At 69.3% G+C, this 16,849-nt stretch carries 19 protein-coding genes; 7 read left to right on the forward strand and 12 right to left on the reverse strand.

Annotation, left to right across the window (positions count from 1 at the left end):
• Both A5691_RS02845 and ruvC read right to left on the reverse strand, forming a co-directional pair.
• On the reverse strand, positions 1–124 hold a 124-nt coding region (locus tag A5691_RS02845), incomplete at its 3' end, for an OB-fold domain-containing protein (RefSeq protein ID WP_304528222.1).
• Positions 121–675, reverse strand: a complete 555-nt coding sequence (gene ruvC, locus A5691_RS02850) for a crossover junction endodeoxyribonuclease RuvC (RefSeq protein ID WP_067890135.1) — start codon at positions 673–675, stop codon at positions 121–123. The genes ruvC and A5691_RS02845, both read right to left, overlap by 4 nt.
• Before the next feature lie 180 nt (positions 676–855).
• On the opposite strand from ruvC, the gene A5691_RS02855 reads away from it, so the two are divergent.
• From A5691_RS02855 to A5691_RS02875, 5 genes are read left to right on the forward strand one after another with little or no spacing between them, the layout of a single operon-like run.
• A complete protein-coding gene (locus A5691_RS02855) occupies positions 856–1,467 on the forward strand; it encodes a DUF4178 domain-containing protein (protein WP_067784857.1) in 612 nt (203 codons plus the stop codon).
• 10 nt (positions 1,468–1,477) lie between these two features.
• On the forward strand, positions 1,478–1,990 hold the full coding sequence (locus A5691_RS02860; RefSeq protein ID WP_067751766.1) for a DUF2617 family protein: 513 nt from the start codon (positions 1,478–1,480) through the stop codon (positions 1,988–1,990).
• The gene (locus A5691_RS02865; RefSeq protein ID WP_067784859.1) at positions 1,987–2,418 is read left to right on the forward strand and encodes a DUF4247 domain-containing protein; all 432 of its coding nucleotides are present in this window, start codon (positions 1,987–1,989) and stop codon (positions 2,416–2,418) included. The genes A5691_RS02860 and A5691_RS02865 overlap by 4 nt, the downstream gene beginning before the upstream one ends.
• A 31-nt stretch (positions 2,419–2,449) precedes the next feature.
• Complete coding sequence (locus A5691_RS02870; RefSeq protein ID WP_067751764.1) at positions 2,450–2,905, forward strand: DUF350 domain-containing protein; 456 nt, start codon at positions 2,450–2,452, stop codon at positions 2,903–2,905.
• Positions 2,902–4,488 (forward strand): polyamine aminopropyltransferase, encoded by a 1,587-nt coding sequence (locus A5691_RS02875; protein WP_067783956.1) that lies wholly within the window; start codon positions 2,902–2,904, stop codon positions 4,486–4,488. Before A5691_RS02870 ends, A5691_RS02875 begins: the two co-directional genes overlap by 4 nt.
• A 29-nt stretch (positions 4,489–4,517) precedes the next feature.
• On the opposite strand, the gene A5691_RS02880 is transcribed toward A5691_RS02875, so the two are convergent.
• From A5691_RS02880 to pdxS, 4 genes are all read right to left on the reverse strand, one after another.
• Complete coding sequence (locus A5691_RS02880) at positions 4,518–5,273, reverse strand: YebC/PmpR family DNA-binding transcriptional regulator (RefSeq protein ID WP_067751758.1); 756 nt, start codon at positions 5,271–5,273, stop codon at positions 4,518–4,520.
• Positions 5,274–5,576: 303 nt separating this feature from the next.
• Positions 5,577–6,173, reverse strand: a complete 597-nt coding sequence (gene pdxT / locus A5691_RS02885) for a pyridoxal 5'-phosphate synthase glutaminase subunit PdxT (protein ID WP_067751755.1) — start codon at positions 6,171–6,173, stop codon at positions 5,577–5,579.
• Entirely contained in the window at positions 6,170–7,015 is an 846-nt protein-coding gene (tesB, locus tag A5691_RS02890) for an acyl-CoA thioesterase II (RefSeq protein ID WP_067783960.1), read from the reverse strand. The genes pdxT and tesB overlap by 4 nt, the downstream gene beginning before the upstream one ends.
• Before the next feature lie 14 nt (positions 7,016–7,029).
• A complete protein-coding gene (gene pdxS / locus A5691_RS02895) occupies positions 7,030–7,941 on the reverse strand; it encodes a pyridoxal 5'-phosphate synthase lyase subunit PdxS (RefSeq protein ID WP_156670025.1) in 912 nt (303 codons plus the stop codon).
• A gap of 220 nt (positions 7,942–8,161) precedes the next feature.
• Here pdxS and A5691_RS02905 point away from each other — a divergent pair, with 220 nt between their 5' ends.
• Together A5691_RS02905 and A5691_RS02910 are read left to right on the forward strand one after the other, a co-directional pair.
• Positions 8,162–9,244, forward strand: a complete 1,083-nt coding sequence (locus tag A5691_RS02905) for a PPE family protein (protein ID WP_082950104.1) — start codon at positions 8,162–8,164, stop codon at positions 9,242–9,244.
• Between the two features lie 15 nt (positions 9,245–9,259).
• Entirely contained in the window at positions 9,260–10,459 is a 1,200-nt protein-coding gene (locus A5691_RS02910; RefSeq protein ID WP_068018719.1) for a PE-PPE domain-containing protein, read from the forward strand.
• A gap of 5 nt (positions 10,460–10,464) precedes the next feature.
• On the opposite strand, the gene A5691_RS02915 is transcribed toward A5691_RS02910, so the two are convergent.
• Genes A5691_RS02915 through thrS form a run of 6 tightly spaced genes read right to left on the reverse strand, consistent with a single transcriptional unit; the run spans position 10,465 to position 16,815 of the window.
• Positions 10,465–11,502, reverse strand: a complete 1,038-nt coding sequence (locus A5691_RS02915) for an NUDIX hydrolase (protein WP_068018722.1) — start codon at positions 11,500–11,502, stop codon at positions 10,465–10,467.
• The gene (locus A5691_RS02920; protein ID WP_067751739.1) at positions 11,502–12,626 is read right to left on the reverse strand and encodes a glycosyltransferase family 4 protein; all 1,125 of its coding nucleotides are present in this window, start codon (positions 12,624–12,626) and stop codon (positions 11,502–11,504) included. Before A5691_RS02920 ends, A5691_RS02915 begins: the two co-directional genes overlap by 1 nt.
• Positions 12,626–13,555, reverse strand: a complete 930-nt coding sequence (locus tag A5691_RS02925; RefSeq protein ID WP_067751792.1) for a phosphatidylinositol mannoside acyltransferase — start codon at positions 13,553–13,555, stop codon at positions 12,626–12,628. Before A5691_RS02925 ends, A5691_RS02920 begins: the two co-directional genes overlap by 1 nt.
• 8 nt (positions 13,556–13,563) lie before the next feature.
• A complete protein-coding gene (gene pgsA / locus A5691_RS02930) occupies positions 13,564–14,196 on the reverse strand; it encodes a phosphatidylinositol phosphate synthase (protein ID WP_068018726.1) in 633 nt (210 codons plus the stop codon).
• Entirely contained in the window at positions 14,193–14,768 is a 576-nt protein-coding gene (locus A5691_RS02935) for an HIT domain-containing protein (protein WP_067751732.1), read from the reverse strand. Before A5691_RS02935 ends, pgsA begins: the two co-directional genes overlap by 4 nt.
• The gene (gene thrS / locus A5691_RS02940; protein WP_067751729.1) at positions 14,761–16,815 is read right to left on the reverse strand and encodes a threonine--tRNA ligase; all 2,055 of its coding nucleotides are present in this window, start codon (positions 16,813–16,815) and stop codon (positions 14,761–14,763) included. Before thrS ends, A5691_RS02935 begins: the two co-directional genes overlap by 8 nt.
• Positions 16,816–16,849: the final 34 nt, after the last annotated feature.

Raw genomic sequence — 16,849 nt, forward strand, 5'->3', positions numbered from 1 at the left:
TCCCGGAGCGCAGCGTCGCCAGCGTCGACGGCGTCGCGTTGACCCGGTAGCCGACGCCGGCGGCCTCGATCACCGCGTGGTCGAGCGCCACCTCGAGCACCTCACCGCGCACCGAGGCGATCATCGCGCGGCCTTCAGCTTGGCCAGGTACGCGTGCCGCTGTTGCGCGGCCAGCGCTTCGGCCGCGGCCATCCGGGCCAGCATCGGCGCCCGCCAGCAGTGGCAGATGGCCAACGCCAGCGCGTCCGCGGCGTCCGCGGGAGTCGGCTTCGCTTGCAGCGCAAGGATTTTCGTGACCATCGCGGTCACCTGGGCCTTGTCCGCGGCACCGTTGCCCGTGACCGCGGCCTTGACCTCGCTCGGCGTGTGGAAGTGCACGTCGATGCCGCGCTTGGCCGCCGCCAGCGCGATCACCCCGCCGGCCTGCGCGGTGCCCATCACCGTCGACACGTTCAGCTGGGAGAACACCCGCTCGATGGCGACGACGTCCGGTTGGTGGGTGGCCAGCCAGTGCTCGACGGCATCGCTGATGGCCAGCAGCCTCTCGGCCAGCGGCGCGTCCGACGGGGTCCGCACCACGTCCACGTCCAGCGCGACCACGTTTCGTCCGCGCCCGCTTTCGACCACCGACAGCCCGCATCGGGTCAGCCCGGGGTCGACGCCCATCACGCGCATTGCCCGCTCCCACCTGTAGAACAGCTGTTCGATACCCTAGCGGCCGGGACCGACGGCTCCGCGGAGGACACGCGGCGGTACCGCCGATTCCGGCGCGCGACGTTACAGCGCCGAACTCGCGGAAAAGCTGTTAGCTTTACCCCACGTTCGCTCAAGACAGGTGGCAACGGAAGGGCTCGCGTGGGATCACTGCTGGTCGTTATCGCGATCGTGCTGTTCATCGCGTCCATCGTCGTACTCGTCATCGCTTTGCGACGCCCCAAGCAACCGAGTCCCCCACGCGGCCGCCAGGATCCGCTCTCGTTCAACGCGATGCCGGAATTCGGTCCGCGGCAACTCGGCCCCGGCGCGATCGTCAGCTACGGCGGCGTCGACTACGTCGTGCGCGGATCGGTGACCTACCGCGAGGGCCCCTTCGTGTGGTGGGAGCACCTGCTGGAGGGCGGCGACCAGCCGATCTGGTTCAGCGTCGAGGAGGACGACGGACGCCTCGAGCTGGCGATGTGGGTCAGCCGCAAGGACCTCACGCTGCAGCCGGGCGGCCAGTACGTCGTCGACGGGGTGACGTTTCATGAATCCGAACGCGGGCGCGCCTCGTTCACCACCGAGGGCACCACCGGGCTGCCTGCGGGCGGCGAGATGGAGTTCATCGACTGCGCCAACTCCGATGAGTCCCTACTGCTCTCGTTCGAGCGCTGGGCGCCGGGCATGCCGTGGGAGGTCTCGACCGGCAAACCGGTGCTGACCGGCGAGCTGACCGTGTATCCGGCGCCCCCGCCCCCGTCCTCCTAGGAACGCGCCGGTGCCGCTTCATCAGCTCGCCGTAACTCCTTCGGACGTGTCCGGACAGAAGCTCGGACTCGCGCTCAACGCGCCCGCGCCGCCACCGCTGGCGACCAGCCTGCTGCACCACCCCGACGGCGGTGCGCTGCTGCTCGGGGTCCTCGGCGCGTCGCACGTCGTCACGGTCGAGCACGCCACGGGCCGCTTCTCCGAAGAGGTTTCGTGCACGGCGCGCGGCCTGGGCGTCGACCTGCCGGAACGCACGGCCGCGCCCGGCTACTCCCTGGAGTCGCGCACCGACACCTATGACGAGGGCGCCTTCCGCCGCCTGGCGCGCGACCTTCGTGACCGATGCGCGCGCGAAAAGGGTTGGCTCGGCGGCTCTTTCCCCGGAGACGACGCCGCGCTCACCGCGCTGGCCGCCGAACCCGACGCCGCGGGCTGGCGTTGGCGGACCTGGCACCTGTACCCGCGCAGCCTGGTCGGGTCCGGCGGACAGGTGGTCCACACGACCAGCCGGTGGCACCCGTGAGCCGCAACCGTCTGTTCGTGATAGCCGGCGTGCTCGCCGTCGCCGCCATCGTCTGCCTGGTCTTCGGAATCATCTTGTCGCAGAAGAACATTGCCTCCTACATCGCCGGCCACTATCACGAGTACGCCCACGACGCTAACGGGACGCGCTACGAATGCAGCGGCTCCGCCGACGACGTGGCCGACACGCTCGCCGAGTATCAGGCCCCCGAGGCGCGCGCCGCCAACGGCGACAACGAATACCTGCGCTACAGCAACAACATCGTGACCGTCGGCCCCGACGGCAACCACCCGTGCAGCATCCGCCTGGAAAGCCTGAACGCCGGATACAGCCACGGCGCCTTCATCTTTTTGGGCCCCGGCTTCACGCCCGGCTCCCCCTCGGGCGGCGCCGGCGGCAGCCCGGGTGGCCCGGGCGGAACCAAGTGACCTCTAGCCGGAAACGCAAAGGAGACAAACCATGTACCTCGCGATCGATTTCGGATCCACCAACCTCGGCACGATCACCCAGGGCGTGGTCGCCGTCGTCCTGTACTTCGCGGTCGGCGTCGTCGTCCTGATCGCCGGCTTCCTGATGGTGGACGTCCTCACCCCCGGCAACCTGCGTCAACTGGTGTTCATCGACAAGCGCCCGAACGCCGTCGTCCTCGCCTCGGCCATGTACATCGCGCTGGCCATCGTCATCATCAGCGCCATCGCCAGCAGCTACAGCCAGCTGGGGCAGGGACTCGTCGGCGTGGCGGTGTACGGGTTGGTGGGAGTCGTGCTGCAGGGCGGGGCGCTGCTGATCCTGCAGATCGCGGTGCCCGGTAAGTTTCGCGAGCACGTCGACGAGCCCGAGCTGCATCCGGCCGCTTTCGCCACGGCCACCATGCTGGTGGCCGTGGGAGGAGTGATCGCCGCCGCCATCTCATGACCTCGACGGAGAGCCGGCCACAGCCGTCGGTCGCCTCGACGCCGCTGCCCGGGCGGTGGCGGGCCGTCCTGCTGGCCGCCGTCGCGGCGTGCGCGGCGTCCGGCATCATCTACGAACTCGCTCTGCTGACGCTGGCGGCGAGCCTGAACGGCGGCGGCATCGTTGCCACCTCGTTGATCGTCGCGGGCTACATCGCCGCGCTCGGCGTGGGCGCCCTAGTGGTCAAGCCGCTCCTGGCGCACGCGGCGATCGCGTTCGTCGCGGTCGAGGTGCTGCTGAGCATCGTCGGCGGCCTGTCCGCCGCGGCGCTCTACACGGTGTTCGCGTTCATCGACGACGAGTCGATGTGGATGCTGGCGCTGGGCACGGCCCTGATCGGTGGGCTGGTCGGAGCCGAGGTGCCGCTGTTGATGACCATGCTGCAACGCGGCCGCAGCGGCGAGGCGCCCGACACCGGCCGGACGCTGGCCAACCTCAACGCGGCCGACTATCTCGGTGCGCTGCTCGGCGGCCTGGTGTGGCCGTTCCTGCTGCTGCCGCAGCTGGGCATGATCCGCGGCGCGGCGGCCACCGGCATCGTCAACCTGCTGGCCGCGGCCGTCGTGGCGATTTTCGTTCTGCGCCGGGTGGTTTCGGCCCGGCAGCTGGCGATGGCGCTGTGCGCGCTCGCCGCGGCGCTCGCGCTGCTGGCCACGCTGCTGGCGCGTTCGGCCGACATCGAGACGACGAGCAGACAACGGCTCTACGCCGACCCGATCATCGCCTACCAGCACTCGGCCTACCAGGAGATCGTGGTCACCCAACGCGGCAACGACATGCGGCTCTACCTGGACGGCGGCCTGCAGTTCTCCACCCGGGACGAGTACCGCTACACCGAAAGCCTGGTCTACCCCGCCCTGGGGGGAGGCGCCCGATCAGTCCTCGTGCTCGGCGGCGGCGACGGGTTGGTGGCCCGCGAACTGCTGCGGCAGCCGGGCATCACCAAGATCGTGCAGGTCGAGCTCGACCCCGCGGTGATCCAACTGGCGCGCACCACCATGCGCAGGGCCAACGGCGGCTCGCTGGACAGCCCGCGCGTCAAGGTGGTGATCGACGACGCGATGCGCTGGCTGCGCTCGCCGCACCCGGACGTCGTACCGCCCGGGGGTTTCGACGCGATCATCGTCGACCTTCCCGACCCGGACACCCCGGTTTTGGGCCGGCTCTATTCGACGGAGTTCTACGCGCTGGTCGGCCACGCGCTCGCCGCCGACGGGCTCATGGTCGTGCAGGCCGGCAGCCCGTTCTCGACGCAGACGGCGTTCTGGCGCACCACCTCGTCGATCCGCACGGCCGGCTATGCCGTGACGCCGTACCACGTCTATGTTCCGACGTTCGGCGACTGGGGATTCACGCTGGCGCGCCGCGGGTCCACGCCGCCGGCACCCACCGTGCCGCCCAACGCTCCCCCGCTGCGCTACCTCAATCAGCACGTGCTGGACGCCGCCACGGTGTTCCCCGACGACACCCGCCCACGCGCTTTGGACCCGTCAACGCTGGACAATCCGCGCATCGTCGAGGACATGCGGCACGGATACGACTAGGCCCGAGGGCGACGACCTGTGCCGGCCGGTCAGTCCTCGTCGAGCGCGGCCAGAACCTCGTCGGACAAGTCGACGTTGGTCCAGACGTTCTGCACGTCGTCGCTGTCCTCCAGGGCGTCGACGAGCTTGAACACCTTCCGGGCGCCGTCGACGTCCACCGGCACGCTGACCGAAGGTTGGAAGCTGGCCTCCGCGGACTCGTAGTCGATGCCGGCATCCTGCAGGGCGGTCCGCACGGCGACCAAATCTGTTGGCTCCGAGATGATTTCGAAGCTCTCACCCAGGTCGTTGACGTCCTCGGCGCCCGCGTCCAGCACGGCGGCCAGCAGGTCGTCCTCGGTCAGGCCGTTCTTCTCCAGCGTGACGACGCCCTTGCGGGTGAAGAGATAGGACACCGAGCCGGGGTCGGCCATCGTGCCGCCGTTGCGGGTCACCGCCACCCGGACCTCGCCGGCCGCGCGGTTCCGGTTGTCGGTCAGGCATTCGATCAGCACCGCCACGCCATTGGGCCCATAGCCCTCGTACATGATCGTCTGGTAGTCGGCGCCGCCGGCTTCCTCGCCGGCGCCGCGCTTGCGGGCGCGCTCGATGTTGTCGTTGGGCACCGACGTCTTCTTCGCCTTCTGGATGGCGTCATACAGCGTCGGGTTGCCCGCCGGGTCCCCGCCGCCGGTACGGGCGGCGACCTCAATGTTCTTGATCAGCCGGGCAAACTCCTTGCCCCGGCGCGCGTCCTTGACGGCCTTTTGGTGCTTGGTGGTGGCCCACTTGGAATGGCCGCTCATCGGTGTCTCTTACCTCTTCTGTGTTCGAAAGTTCGCCAGACGAGTCTACGTGCACGCTTGCTCGCGCCCGACCGGCCGCTGCCCTTGCGGCTCAGCCGCCCCAGCAGTCACAGGAACCCGGGCATATCCGCCTCCGCGAATGTGATATCGCCCGCGCTATCGATTTTTGGGGACCACCTCATCCCCGGGGAACCGCATCGGGTGTGCGCTCACGGCGCCAATCCCGCCGATTTCCCACCCTGGACGCACGCTGAGAGCCCTCGGCGCACACCCGACCCGCAATAGCGGCGACGGCCCGGTGCGTCAGGCGTGCCCGTTGACGACGTCCACGAAGAGCTGGTGGACGCGGCGATCGCCGGTCATCTCGGGGTGAAACGCCGTCGCCAGGTTTCTGCCCTGCCGCACCGCGACCGGGTGCCCCGACGCTTCGGCCAGCACCTGCACGCCCTCCCCGGCCCGCTCGACCCATGGGGCGCGGATGAACACCGCGCGCACCGGGCCGTCCAGACCGGCGAACGGTATGTCGCCCTCGAACGAATCGACCTGGCGGCCAAAAGCGTTGCGCCGCACGGTCATATCGATCGCCCGCAGTGGCAGCGCCTCGCGCCCGCCCGCGCCGGCGTCCAGGATCTCGCTGGCCAGCAGGATCATGCCCGCGCACGCGCCGTAAGCGGGCAGCCCGTCGGCCAGCAGCCCGCGCAGCGGTTCGAGCAGGTCCAGGTCGAGCAGCAGGTGGCTCATCGTGGTGGACTCCCCGCCGGGAATGACCAGGCCGTCGACCTTCTCCAGCTCGGCGCGGCGCCGCACCGGCATCGAATCCGCCCCGGCCTCGCCCAGCGCGGCCAGGTGCTCGCGGGTGTCGCCCTGCAGCGCCAGTACGCCGATGCGCGGCGCGTTCACTGCGCGGTCGGCTGAAACCCGCGCTGGAAGCGAGTCAGCCCCTCCTGCATGACCGCCGCCACCATCTCACCGGATTGGGTGAAGATCTTGCCTTGGCACAGCGAGCGCCCCCCGCTGGCCGACGGAGACGACTGGTCGTAGAGCAGCCACTCGTCGGCCCGGAACGCCCGCATGAACCACATCGCGTGGTCCAGGGACGCGACCTGCAGATGCTCGCGGACGTCGAGGTGGTTGACCTGCGCCGATCCCAGCAAGGTGAGGTCGCTCATGTAGGCCAGCGCGCAGATGTGCAGCACCGGGTCGTCGGGCAGCGGGTCGCGGTGGCGGAACCACACCTGCTGCTGGGAGGCCTTGCCGGGCAACAGCTGCAATTGGTCGCGCGGCACGATGCAGACGTCCCACTCCTCGAACTGCTTGAAGCCGGCGTCGTCGAACACCTTGATCGAGTCCAGGCCGGGCAGCCCGTCGGGAGGCGGCGCGGCCGGCATGACGTCCTGGTGGTGGATGCCCTCCTGGTCGGTCTGGAAGGACGCCCCCATGCTGAAGATGATTTCGCCGTGCTGAATGGCGTTGACGCGCCGGGTGGCGAACGAACCGCCGTCGCGTGTGCGTTCCACGATGAAGACCGTGGGCTCGTTGGCGTCCCCGGGCCGCAGGAAATAGCCGTGCAGCGAGTGCACCTGGTAGCGCGGGTCTACGGTGCGCACCGCCGAGACGAGCGACTGCCCGGCGACGTGGCCGCCGAACGTGCGCTGGAAATATCCCGACTCGGGGCTGAACACCCGGCCGCGGTAGATGTTGACCTCGAGTTGCTCCAGATCAAGGATCTCTTCGATCGCCACCAACAGCCCCCGGCTTACCAGCCGCGTTCGGCCAGCCGATGGGGCTGCGCGATCTGCTCGACGTTGATGCCCACCATGGCCTCGCCCAGCCCGCGCGACACCTTGGCCAGCACGTCCGGGTCGTCGTAGAAGGTGGTCGCCTTGACGATGGCGGCCGCGCGCTGCGCGGGATCCCCGGACTTGAAGATCCCAGAGCCGACGAACACCCCCTCGGCCCCGAGTTGCATCATCATCGCCGCGTCGGCCGGCGTGGCGATGCCGCCGGCGGTGAACAGGGTGACCGGCAGCTTGCCGGCCCGGGCCACCTCGACCACCAGCTCGTAGGGCGCCCGCAATTCCTTTGCGGCGACGAACAATTCGTCTTCCGACATCGAGGTCAGCCGGCGGATCTCGCCGCCGATGGCCCGCATGTGTGTGGTGGCGTTGGAGACGTCCCCGGTGCCGGCCTCGCCCTTGGACCGGATCATCGCCGCGCCCTCGCTGATGCGCCGCAGCGCCTCGCCCAGGTTGGTCGCGCCGCACACGAACGGCACGGTGAACTTCCACTTGTCGATGTGGTGGGTGTAGTCCGCGGGGGTGAGCACCTCGGATTCGTCGACGTAATCCACGCCGAGGCTCTGCAGGATCTGCGCCTCGACGAAGTGGCCGATGCGCGCCTTGGCCATCACCGGGATGGTCACCGCGGCGATGATGCCCTCGATCATGTCGGGGTCGCTCATCCGCGACACCCCGCCCTGGGCGCGGATGTCGGCGGGCACCCGTTCGAGCGCCATCACGGCGACGGCGCCGGCGGCCTCCGCGATGCGGGCCTGCTCCGGGGTGACGACGTCCATGATGACGCCGCCCTTGAGCATCTCGGCCATGCCGCGTTTGACCCGCGCCGTTCCCGTCTGATTGGCCTGGCTGGACTGTCCGCCGCTCTCCACTAGTTCCCGCTCTCCTTGAACCATCGGGCTTCCACTCTAGTGGTGGGAACAAACCGGTTTTGCCGCCGCTTCCATCAGTCACGCCAAGCGCCTGCGACGCGCGTCACATTGTGTTAAAAATTGCGTCAGCTATTTGCACAACCGCTGCTGCTGGTGCGAATCCCTGGGCGGGCAACCAAGGTCCCACCGGCCGAGGCGGTTGGCCGAGAAGAGGTCTCGGGTGTTGCCGGATTACGTGCTGTTGCCGCCGGAAATCAATTCGGCGCGGATGTACGCGGGGCCCCGCTCGGGGACGATGTGGGCGGCGGCGGCCGCCTGGGACGCGTTGTCCGCCCAGCTGGCGTCGGCCGCGAGTTCCTTCGAATTGACGGTCTCGACCCTGACCGGCGGCCCATGGCAGGGCCCCGCGTCGATGACGATGGCCACGGCCGCCGCCCCGTACGTGCAGTGGCTGACCGCGACGTCGGGGCAGGCCGAGCTGGTGGCCAACCAGACCCGGTTGTCGGCCGCGGCGTTCGAGGTGGCGTTCACCGCGACGGTGCCGCCGGAGGTCATTGCGGCCAACCGGGCGCTGCTGATGTCGCTGATCGCGACCAACATCCTGGGCCAGAACACCGCGGCGATCGCGGCGACCGAAGCGCAGTACGCCGAGATGTGGGCCCAGGACGTGGCCGCGATGACCGCCTACGACGCCAGCATCAAGTCGGCCGAGGCGACGTGGACGCCGTTCAGCAGCCCGCCCCTCACCCTGACCAGCCTGCCCACCCCGACGTTCACCTCCTTCGGCCAGGAACTCCTCCAGACGCTCAGCCAGTCGCTGACCCAGCAACTGATGAACCCGATGACGCAGCTGCAGATGCTTTCCACACCCGCCCAGTTCGCGATGGAACCGATGAACACGGTGATGGGCCAGCTGATGTCCAGCACCAATCCGCTGCTGGGCGGCGCCGGCAGTCTCCCCGCGATGGATCCGGTCCTGGCGTCCACGGCAAGTCCGGGCGCCGGCGGCCCCAGCCCCATCGCCGCCCAGCTCGCCGGGCGCCTCGTCTCGGTGAACGCGGGCCGGGCCGGCTCGATCGGGGCGCTGTCCGTGCCGTCGAGCTGGGCCGGCGCCGCGGCGCCGGCGACCGTCCCGACTCCGGCCGCCGTGGCTCCCGGCACCCCGATCACCCCCATTTCGGCGAGCCCGGCCACCGCGCCGCACCTGCCCTCCCCCGGCATTCCCGGGCGGGCGACGGCCGCCGTCACCCAGTCGATCGCCGGACCGCGCGAAAGTATCGCCGCGCGCCCGGCGCTGAGTTAGCAAGGCGGAGCGACCATGTCGTTCGTGATCACCGACCCCGACGCGATGGCGACGGCCGCCGACGAGTTGCAAGGGCTCGGCTCGTCCCTGCAGGCGACGAACGCGGCCGTGGCCGGACCGACGACGTCGGTGCTGCCGCCGGCCACGGATTCGGTGTCGGTGCGCGTGGCGACGATGCTCGACGCGCACGCCCAGCAGTACCAGGCGTTCAGCGCCCAGGCGGAGTTGTTCCACAACCAGTTCGTACAGACGCTGATCACCGCGAAGGACGCCTACGCCGAAACGGAAGCCACCAACGCCGCCGCCATGCAGTCGACGACGGGGACGCAGAAAATCGCGCTGATCATGGGCGGCACCGGGAATCCGTCGCCGGACCTGAAGTACATGACGTCCATCCAGCAGGCGTATCTCGCCACCAATTACTCCGACTACACCCTGGTGAGTTTGCGCACCCCCGAACAGTTTTGGCCGATCACCGGGCTCGGCAGCGAGACCTTCGGCAAGTCGGTCTATCAGGGCGTGGCGACGCTGAACTCCGCGATCCTGACTCAAACCGCGGCCGGCAATCACGTTGTGGTCGTTGGGTATTCGCAGAGCGCGACGATCGCCAGCCTGGAGATGCGGTACCTGCAGGCCCTGCCTGCCGCCCTACGTCCGAGTCAGGATCTGCTGAACTTCGTCCTGCTCGCCGACCCGAACAATCCGATGGGTGGCATTCTGACGCACTTCATTCCGGGCTTCGGCGCGTTCCACTTCGCCACCCCGCTCACCACGTCGTATGCGACGTCCATCTTCACGCTGCAATACGACGCGATCGCCAACTTCCCGGCGAACTGGTTGTGGCTTCCGTCGGACCTCAACGCCCTGTTCGGCTTCTTCGACCTGCACCACACGATGCCCTTCGTGTCCGCAGCGCAGGTCGCCGGCGCCATCCAGCAACACGTCGGCAACATGAGCTTCTACTTCATGCAGACCGCGCAGTTGCCGCTGCTGGATCCCATCCGGTGGGTCCCCATCCTCGGCAATCCGCTGGCTGATCTGCTGCAGCCGTTCATCAAACCGATCGTCGATTTCGGCTACTACGCGCCCGGGATTCTGCCCGGCCCGGTGAGCATCGCCGGATCCGTCGGCCAGGGCGTCACCTCCGGAATCGCCAGCCCGCTGGTGCTGGGGTTCCCCCCGCTGGCCTCCAACGGCTTGGCGAGCGGCTTTTAGCCGGGTCAGCGAATCGACACCAGCGGGCCCGGCGCCCGGCCACCGGCCAGCGCGGCCGCGTCGACGAGCAGCTCGCCCAGCTGCCTCGGATACACCGTCTCCCCGGCGGCGGCCAGCCGGGCGATGTCAGCCGCGTCGCACCAGCGGTGGCCGTGAATGTAGCTGCGTTCCAAGTCGGTTCGGCCCGCACCGGACGGTTCGAACCGGTGGGTGCGGTAGACGAAGTAGAACTCTTCGCTGTCGATCAGCGAGCCGTTGAACTCGAAGACCTCGTCGCGCCGCCAGACCGGGCCCACCAGCTCTCCCGGTGCGGCCCTGAGTCCGGTCTCTTCGGCCAGCTCGCGGGCGGCCGCCTCGGCCAACCGCTCACCCCGCTGCACCTCCCCGCCGACGGTGATCCACCACTTCGGCGCGCTGCCGCGGCCGATCGCCGGATCGGAGCCGCGCAGCAGCAGCACCGCACCCGTCTCGTCGAGCAGCACCACGCGCGCCGACGTGCGGTGGCTGACCACCCCGTTGAAGGAGCCGACGTCGCCGTGGGCCAGCGCGTGGGGACGCTCGACGATCTCGAAATAGCTTGGCAGCGCGGCTGTCCCGCCGAGACGAAGGGTCCGCACCAAGAATCGCTCGCGCAGGGCAAGGGTGTCCCGGACCGCGTCGTTGTGGAAGCGGCGGGCCAGTAGCACCCGGGCCTCGGCATCGGCCGACTCGGCGATCAGCCCGGCCGGCAACGAGGCCGGGTCGACGATCGCCAGCGCGGCCGACAGCTCGTTCTCGCGCGACTCGCGCTCCTGCCGCGGCGCGGCCTCGGCGGCGTCGGCCAGCGCGGCCAACCGCCTGCCCTCCGAGGCACCGCCGTAGGCGTCGATGGCGACCGCACGGGCCACGACCGCGCGGCGCGCCAGAGCCCCGTCGAGCGCCTGCCATGACAGGTCGTAGCGGACGTGCAACCGGTCCAGGCGGTTGGCCGTCTGGTAGGCCCAGGCGCCCAGGACCGCCAGCAGCCCGACCAATACCGCGACGGCGACGGCGAGCCACGTCATCAGCTCGCCACCTGAACTTTGGCGCCGGTCGCCGCGACCGTCTCGTAGACGCGCATGATCTGGCTGGCCACCACCGACCAGTCGTAGCGCTTTACGGCGGCCGAACCGGCCGCCACATAGCGTTCGCGCAGCACATCGTTTTCTAGCACCGAGATGAGGGCGTCCGCCAGCGCAGCGCCGTCGCCGACCGGCACCAGGCACCCGACTTCGCCGTCGCGCAGCACCCGGCGGAAGGCGTCCAGGTCGCTGGCCACCACCGCGGTGCCCGCGGCCATGGCCTCGACCAGGACGATGCCGAAGCTCTCACCCCCCACGTGGGGCGCGCAGTACACATCGGCGCTGCGCATCGCCGACGCCTTCCCGGCGTCGTCGACCTGGCCGAGAAACCTTATGTGTTTCACCAATTCGCCCGCCTGCCCGCGCAATTCGGCCTCGTCGCCGCGGCCGACGATGAGCAGCTGGACGTCCGGAAAGTGCTGCACCACGCCGGGCAGCGCGTCGAGTAGGACCGACATGCCCTTGCGGGACTCGTCGTAGCGCCCCAGGAACAGCACCGTCTTGCCCGGCCGCGGGTAGCCGTCCAGCGGACGCGCCGAGGCGAAGGAGTCGACGTCGACGCCGTTGGGGATCTCGACCGCGTCGGTGCCCAGCGCCTCCATCTGCCAGCGACGGGCCAAGTCCGACACCGCGATCCGGCCGACGATCTTTTCGTGCATCGGTCGCAGGATGCCCTGAAAGACCGTCAGGGTCAGCGATTTGGTGGTCGAGGTGTGGAACGTCGCGACGATCGGCCCCTCGGCGATGTTCAGGGCCAGCATCGACAGGCTCGGCGCGTTGGGCTCGTGCAGGTGCAGCACGTCGAAATCGCCTTCGGCGAGCCATTTTTTGACCTTGCGATGGGTTGCCGGGCCGAACCGCAGCCGGGCCACCGACCCGTTGTAGGGAATCGGGACGGCCTTGCCGGCGGAGACGACGTAGTCGGGCAGGGCCGCGTGCGGCGAGGCCGGCGCGAGGACGCTCACCTGTTGCCCGCGCTGACGCATCACCTCCGCCAGCTGCAAGACGTGCGACTGGACCCCGCCCGGGACGTCGAACGAGTAGGGGCAGACCATCCCGATGCGCATCAGGTCTCCCTGAGCCGCGCCTGCTTGGCTTCGGACAGGTCGGCCAGCCACTGCGGTTGCAGCATGTGCCAGTCCTCGGGGTGCGCGGCGATGTTCGCTGCGAAACGGTCGGCCAGCGCCTGGGTGATGGCGCCGACGTCGCCGCTGCTGCAGTCCAGTGGCGGGAACACGTGAAACCCCCACCCGTCGCCGTCGAACCAGCAGTGCACCGGAAGCAAGGCCGCCCCGGTCGCGACCGCCAGCTTCGCCGGTCCGGCCGGCATCCGGGTGGCCTCGCCGAAGAAGTCGACCTGCACACCGGTGCGGGTGAGGTCGCGATCGGCCATCAGGCAGACCAGTTGGTTCTCTCGCAGCCGATCGCACAGTACATCGAACGGCGGCCGCTCGCCTCCGGACAGCGGCAGCACCTCGAAGCCGAGGCTCTCGCGATAGCGGAGGAAACGCCGGTACAACGACTCCGGTTCCAGTCTCTCCGCGACGGTGATGAAGGTGCCGCGGGTCTGGGTGAACCACACCCCGGCCATGTCCCAGTTCCCGCTGTGCGGCAACGCGCAGATCGCGCCGCGGCCCGCGGCCAGCGCCGCGTCCAGGTTGCCGGCCCCCCGGAACGCGGCATCGAGTTCGCCGGACAGGGCGCGCAGGTCCATCGACGGCAGGCGAAACGCCTCCCTCCAGTAGCGGGCGTAGGAGGCCAGCGACGCCCGCATCAGGTCGTCGGGCACCTCTGCCGGCGCGACGCCGGTGACGCGGGCCAGGTTCTTGCGCAGCTGCGCCGGGCCGCCACGGCGCGCCGCGTAACGCGCCCCGGTCTCGAACACGGAGCGCGCCGCGAATTCCGGCATCGCCCGCACGGCCATCCAGCCGGCCGCGTACGTCCAATCGCTCGCGGTGCCGGACACCAGCCGCCGCGGCGCGGTGATCAAACCCATCCCCGGGATCACGGCATGCGCTCCGTCGCTCCGGGCGAGGTCCACACCGTGCGCAGCCGCTGCACGCAGGTCACCACGCTGGCCACCGCCAGCAGCCACATGGCCACCGGCAGGGCGGGCGGCCAGGCCACGAACGGGAAGTCCGCCACGCCGGCGCCGACCAGGACGATGATCAACCGTTCCGGGCGTTCGATGATGCCGCCGTCTCCGCGCAACCCGCTGGCCTCGGCCCGCGCCTTGATGTACGAGATGACCTGCGAGGTGACCAGGCAGATCATGGTCGCCACCGCGAGCGGCTTGTCGTGCATGCCGAAGGCCACCCACCACAGCAGGCCGCAGAACACCGCGCCGTCGCTGACGCGGTCGCAGGTGGCGTCCAGCACGGCGCCGAACCGGGTGCCGCCACCGCGCTCGCGGGCCATGGCGCCGTCGAGCATGTCGAACAGCACGAAGAACCACACCACGCAGGCACCGGCGAACAACCTGCCCATCGGGAACAGCGCGAGCGCCCCGGCCACGGACCCCGCGGTGCCCAGCACCGTCACCACGTCCGGGGTCAATCCCATCCGCAGGCACGCTTTGGCGGTCGGCGTGGTGAGCCGCGCGAACGCCGCCCGCGAGAGGAACGGCACCTTGCTCATGACTGGTTAGCCCACTCCGCGGCCAGCAGCCGGCGGGTTTCGCGCAGCAGCTGAGGGATCACCTTCGAGCCGCCGATGATGGTGATGAAGTTCGCGTCGCCGCCCCAACGCGGCACGACGTGCACATGCAGGTGCTCGGCCAGCGACCCACCCGCCGACGTGCCGAGGTTGAGGCCGACGTTGAAGCCGTGCGGCCGCGACACGTTCTTGATCACGCGAATGGCCTTCTGCATGAAGGCCATCAACTCCGCGCTCTCCTCGTCGGTGAGGTCCTCGAGCTCGGACACCCGTCGATACGGCACCACCATCAGGTGCCCCGGGTTGTACGGATAGAGGTTGAGGACCGCGTAGACGAGTTCACCGCGCGCGACCACCAGGCCTTCCTCGTCGGAGAGTTGCGGGATGTCGGTGAACGGCTGCTCGGTCTTGCCCGAAGAGTCGGGGTCGCGCTTCATCGGCGCTTCGGCCAGATACGTCATCCGGTAGGGCGTCCACAGCCGCTGCAGGTGGTCACTCTCGCCGACGCCGGTGTCCAGGATGGTGTCCTCGGCGCGTTCCTTGGGCTCACTCACCGCCGGTCACCTTCACCAGTTCGGCTGTGGGGGCGGCATTCTCGCGTTCGGCGATCCAGGCCACGATGGCGTCGACGGCACTCTCGCGGGGCACACCGTTGATCTGCGTGCGGTCGCCGAAGCGGAAGCTCACCGCCTTCGCCTGGACGTCGCGGTCACCCGCCAGCAACATGAACGGCACCTTCTGGCCCGTGTGGTGCACGATCTTCTTGGCCATCCGGTCGTCGCTGCTGTCCACCTCCACCCGCACGCCGTGCGACTTCAGTTGCGCCGCAATACTTTCCAGGTAGGCAACGTGTTCGTCGGCGACGGGAATCCCGACCACCTGAACCGGCGCGAGCCACGCCGGGAACGCCCCCGCGTAGTGCTCGGTGAGGATGCCGAAGAACCGCTCGATCGACCCGAACAGGGCGCGGTGGATCATCACCGGCCGCTGACGGGTCCCGTCCGGGGCCGTGTACTCCAGCTCGAAGCGCTCCGGGAAGTTGAAATCCACCTGGATGGTCGACATCTGCCAGCTGCGGCCCAGCGCGTCGCGGGCCTGCACGGAAATCTTCGGGCCGTAGAACGCCGCGCCGCCCGGGTCGGGAACCAGTTCCAGGCCCGACTCGGCCGCCACCTCCGCCAGTGAGTTGGTGGCCTGCTCCCACATCTCGTCGGAACCGACGAACTTCTCCGGGTCCTTGGTGGACAGTTCCAGATAGAAGTCCTCCAGGCCGTAGTCGCCCAGCAGCTCGAGCACGAACCGCAGCAGCGACGCCAGTTCACCGTGCAACTGGTCGCGCGTGCAGAAGATGTGCGAGTCGTCCATGGTGAATCCGCGCGCCCGGGTCAGCCCGTGCACCACGCCGGACTTCTCATAGCGGTAGACGGTGCCGAACTCGAAGAGCCGCAACGGGAGTTCGCGATACGACCGGCCCCGGGACCGGAAGATCAGCGTGTGCATCGGGCAGTTCATCGGCTTGAGGTAGTAGTCCTGCCCGGGCTTGCGCACCGTTCCGTCGTCGTTCAATTCGGCGTCGAGGTGCATGGGCGGGAACATCCCGTCGGCGTACCAGTCCAGGTGGCCCGAGGTGTGGAACAGCTGCGCCTTGGTGATGTGCGGGGTGTTGACGAATTCGTACCCGGCCTCGATGTGCTTGCGTCGCGAGTACTCCTCCAGCTCCCTGCGCACCACCCCGCCTTTGGGGTGGAAAACCGCCAGCCCCGAACCGATTTCGTCGGGGAAGCTGAACAGATCCAGCTCGGTCCCCAGCTTGCGGTGGTCGCGCCGCTGGGCTTCGGCGAGCAGCTCGAGGTGGCGGTCCAGCGCCTCCTGCGACTCCCACGCGGTGCCGTAGATGCGCTGCAGGCTCGCGTTCTTCTGGTCCCCGCGCCAATACGCGGCGGAGCTGCGGGTCAGCTTGAACGCCGGGATGTGCTTGGTGGTCGGGATGTGCGGCCCCCGGCACAGGTCGCCCCAAACCCGTTCCCGGCTGCGGGGATTGAGGTTGTCATAGGCGGTGAGCTCGTCGCCGCCGACCTCCATGATGTCGGGATCGCCGGACTTGTCGTCGACCAGTTCCAGCTTGTAGGGCTCGTTGGCCAACTCGGAGCGTGCCTGGTCCTTGGACTCGTAGACGCGCCGCTCGAACAGCTGCCCCTCCTTGACGATCTGGCGCATCCGCTTTTCCAGCGCCGCCAGATCCTCCGGCGTGAACGGCTCGGCCACGTCGAAGTCGTAGTAGAAGCCGTCGGTGATGGGCGGCCCGATTCCGAGCTTCGCGTGCGGGAACATGCCCTGAACCGCCTGGGCGAGCACGTGCGCGGCCGAATGCCGGATGACGCTGCGCCCCTCGTCGGTGTCGGCCGCCACCGGCACCACCTCGGTATCGGAGTCGGGCACCCAGCTCAGGTCGCGCAGCTTTCCGTCCGCGTCGCGGACCACGACGATCGCGTCGGGCGCCCCGCGGCCCGGCAGCCCCGCCTCCCGCACCGCGGCCGCGGCGGTGGTCCCGGCGGGCACCCGGATCGGGGCTGCTGGGGACGGGTTTGCGGGGGCGCTCATCGCGTGGGTTCTCCTAGGTCGGTGGGTCGACGAC

The organism is Mycobacterium sp. E183, from assembly GCF_001667735.1.
GTDB lineage: Bacteria > Actinomycetota > Actinomycetes > Mycobacteriales > Mycobacteriaceae > Mycobacterium.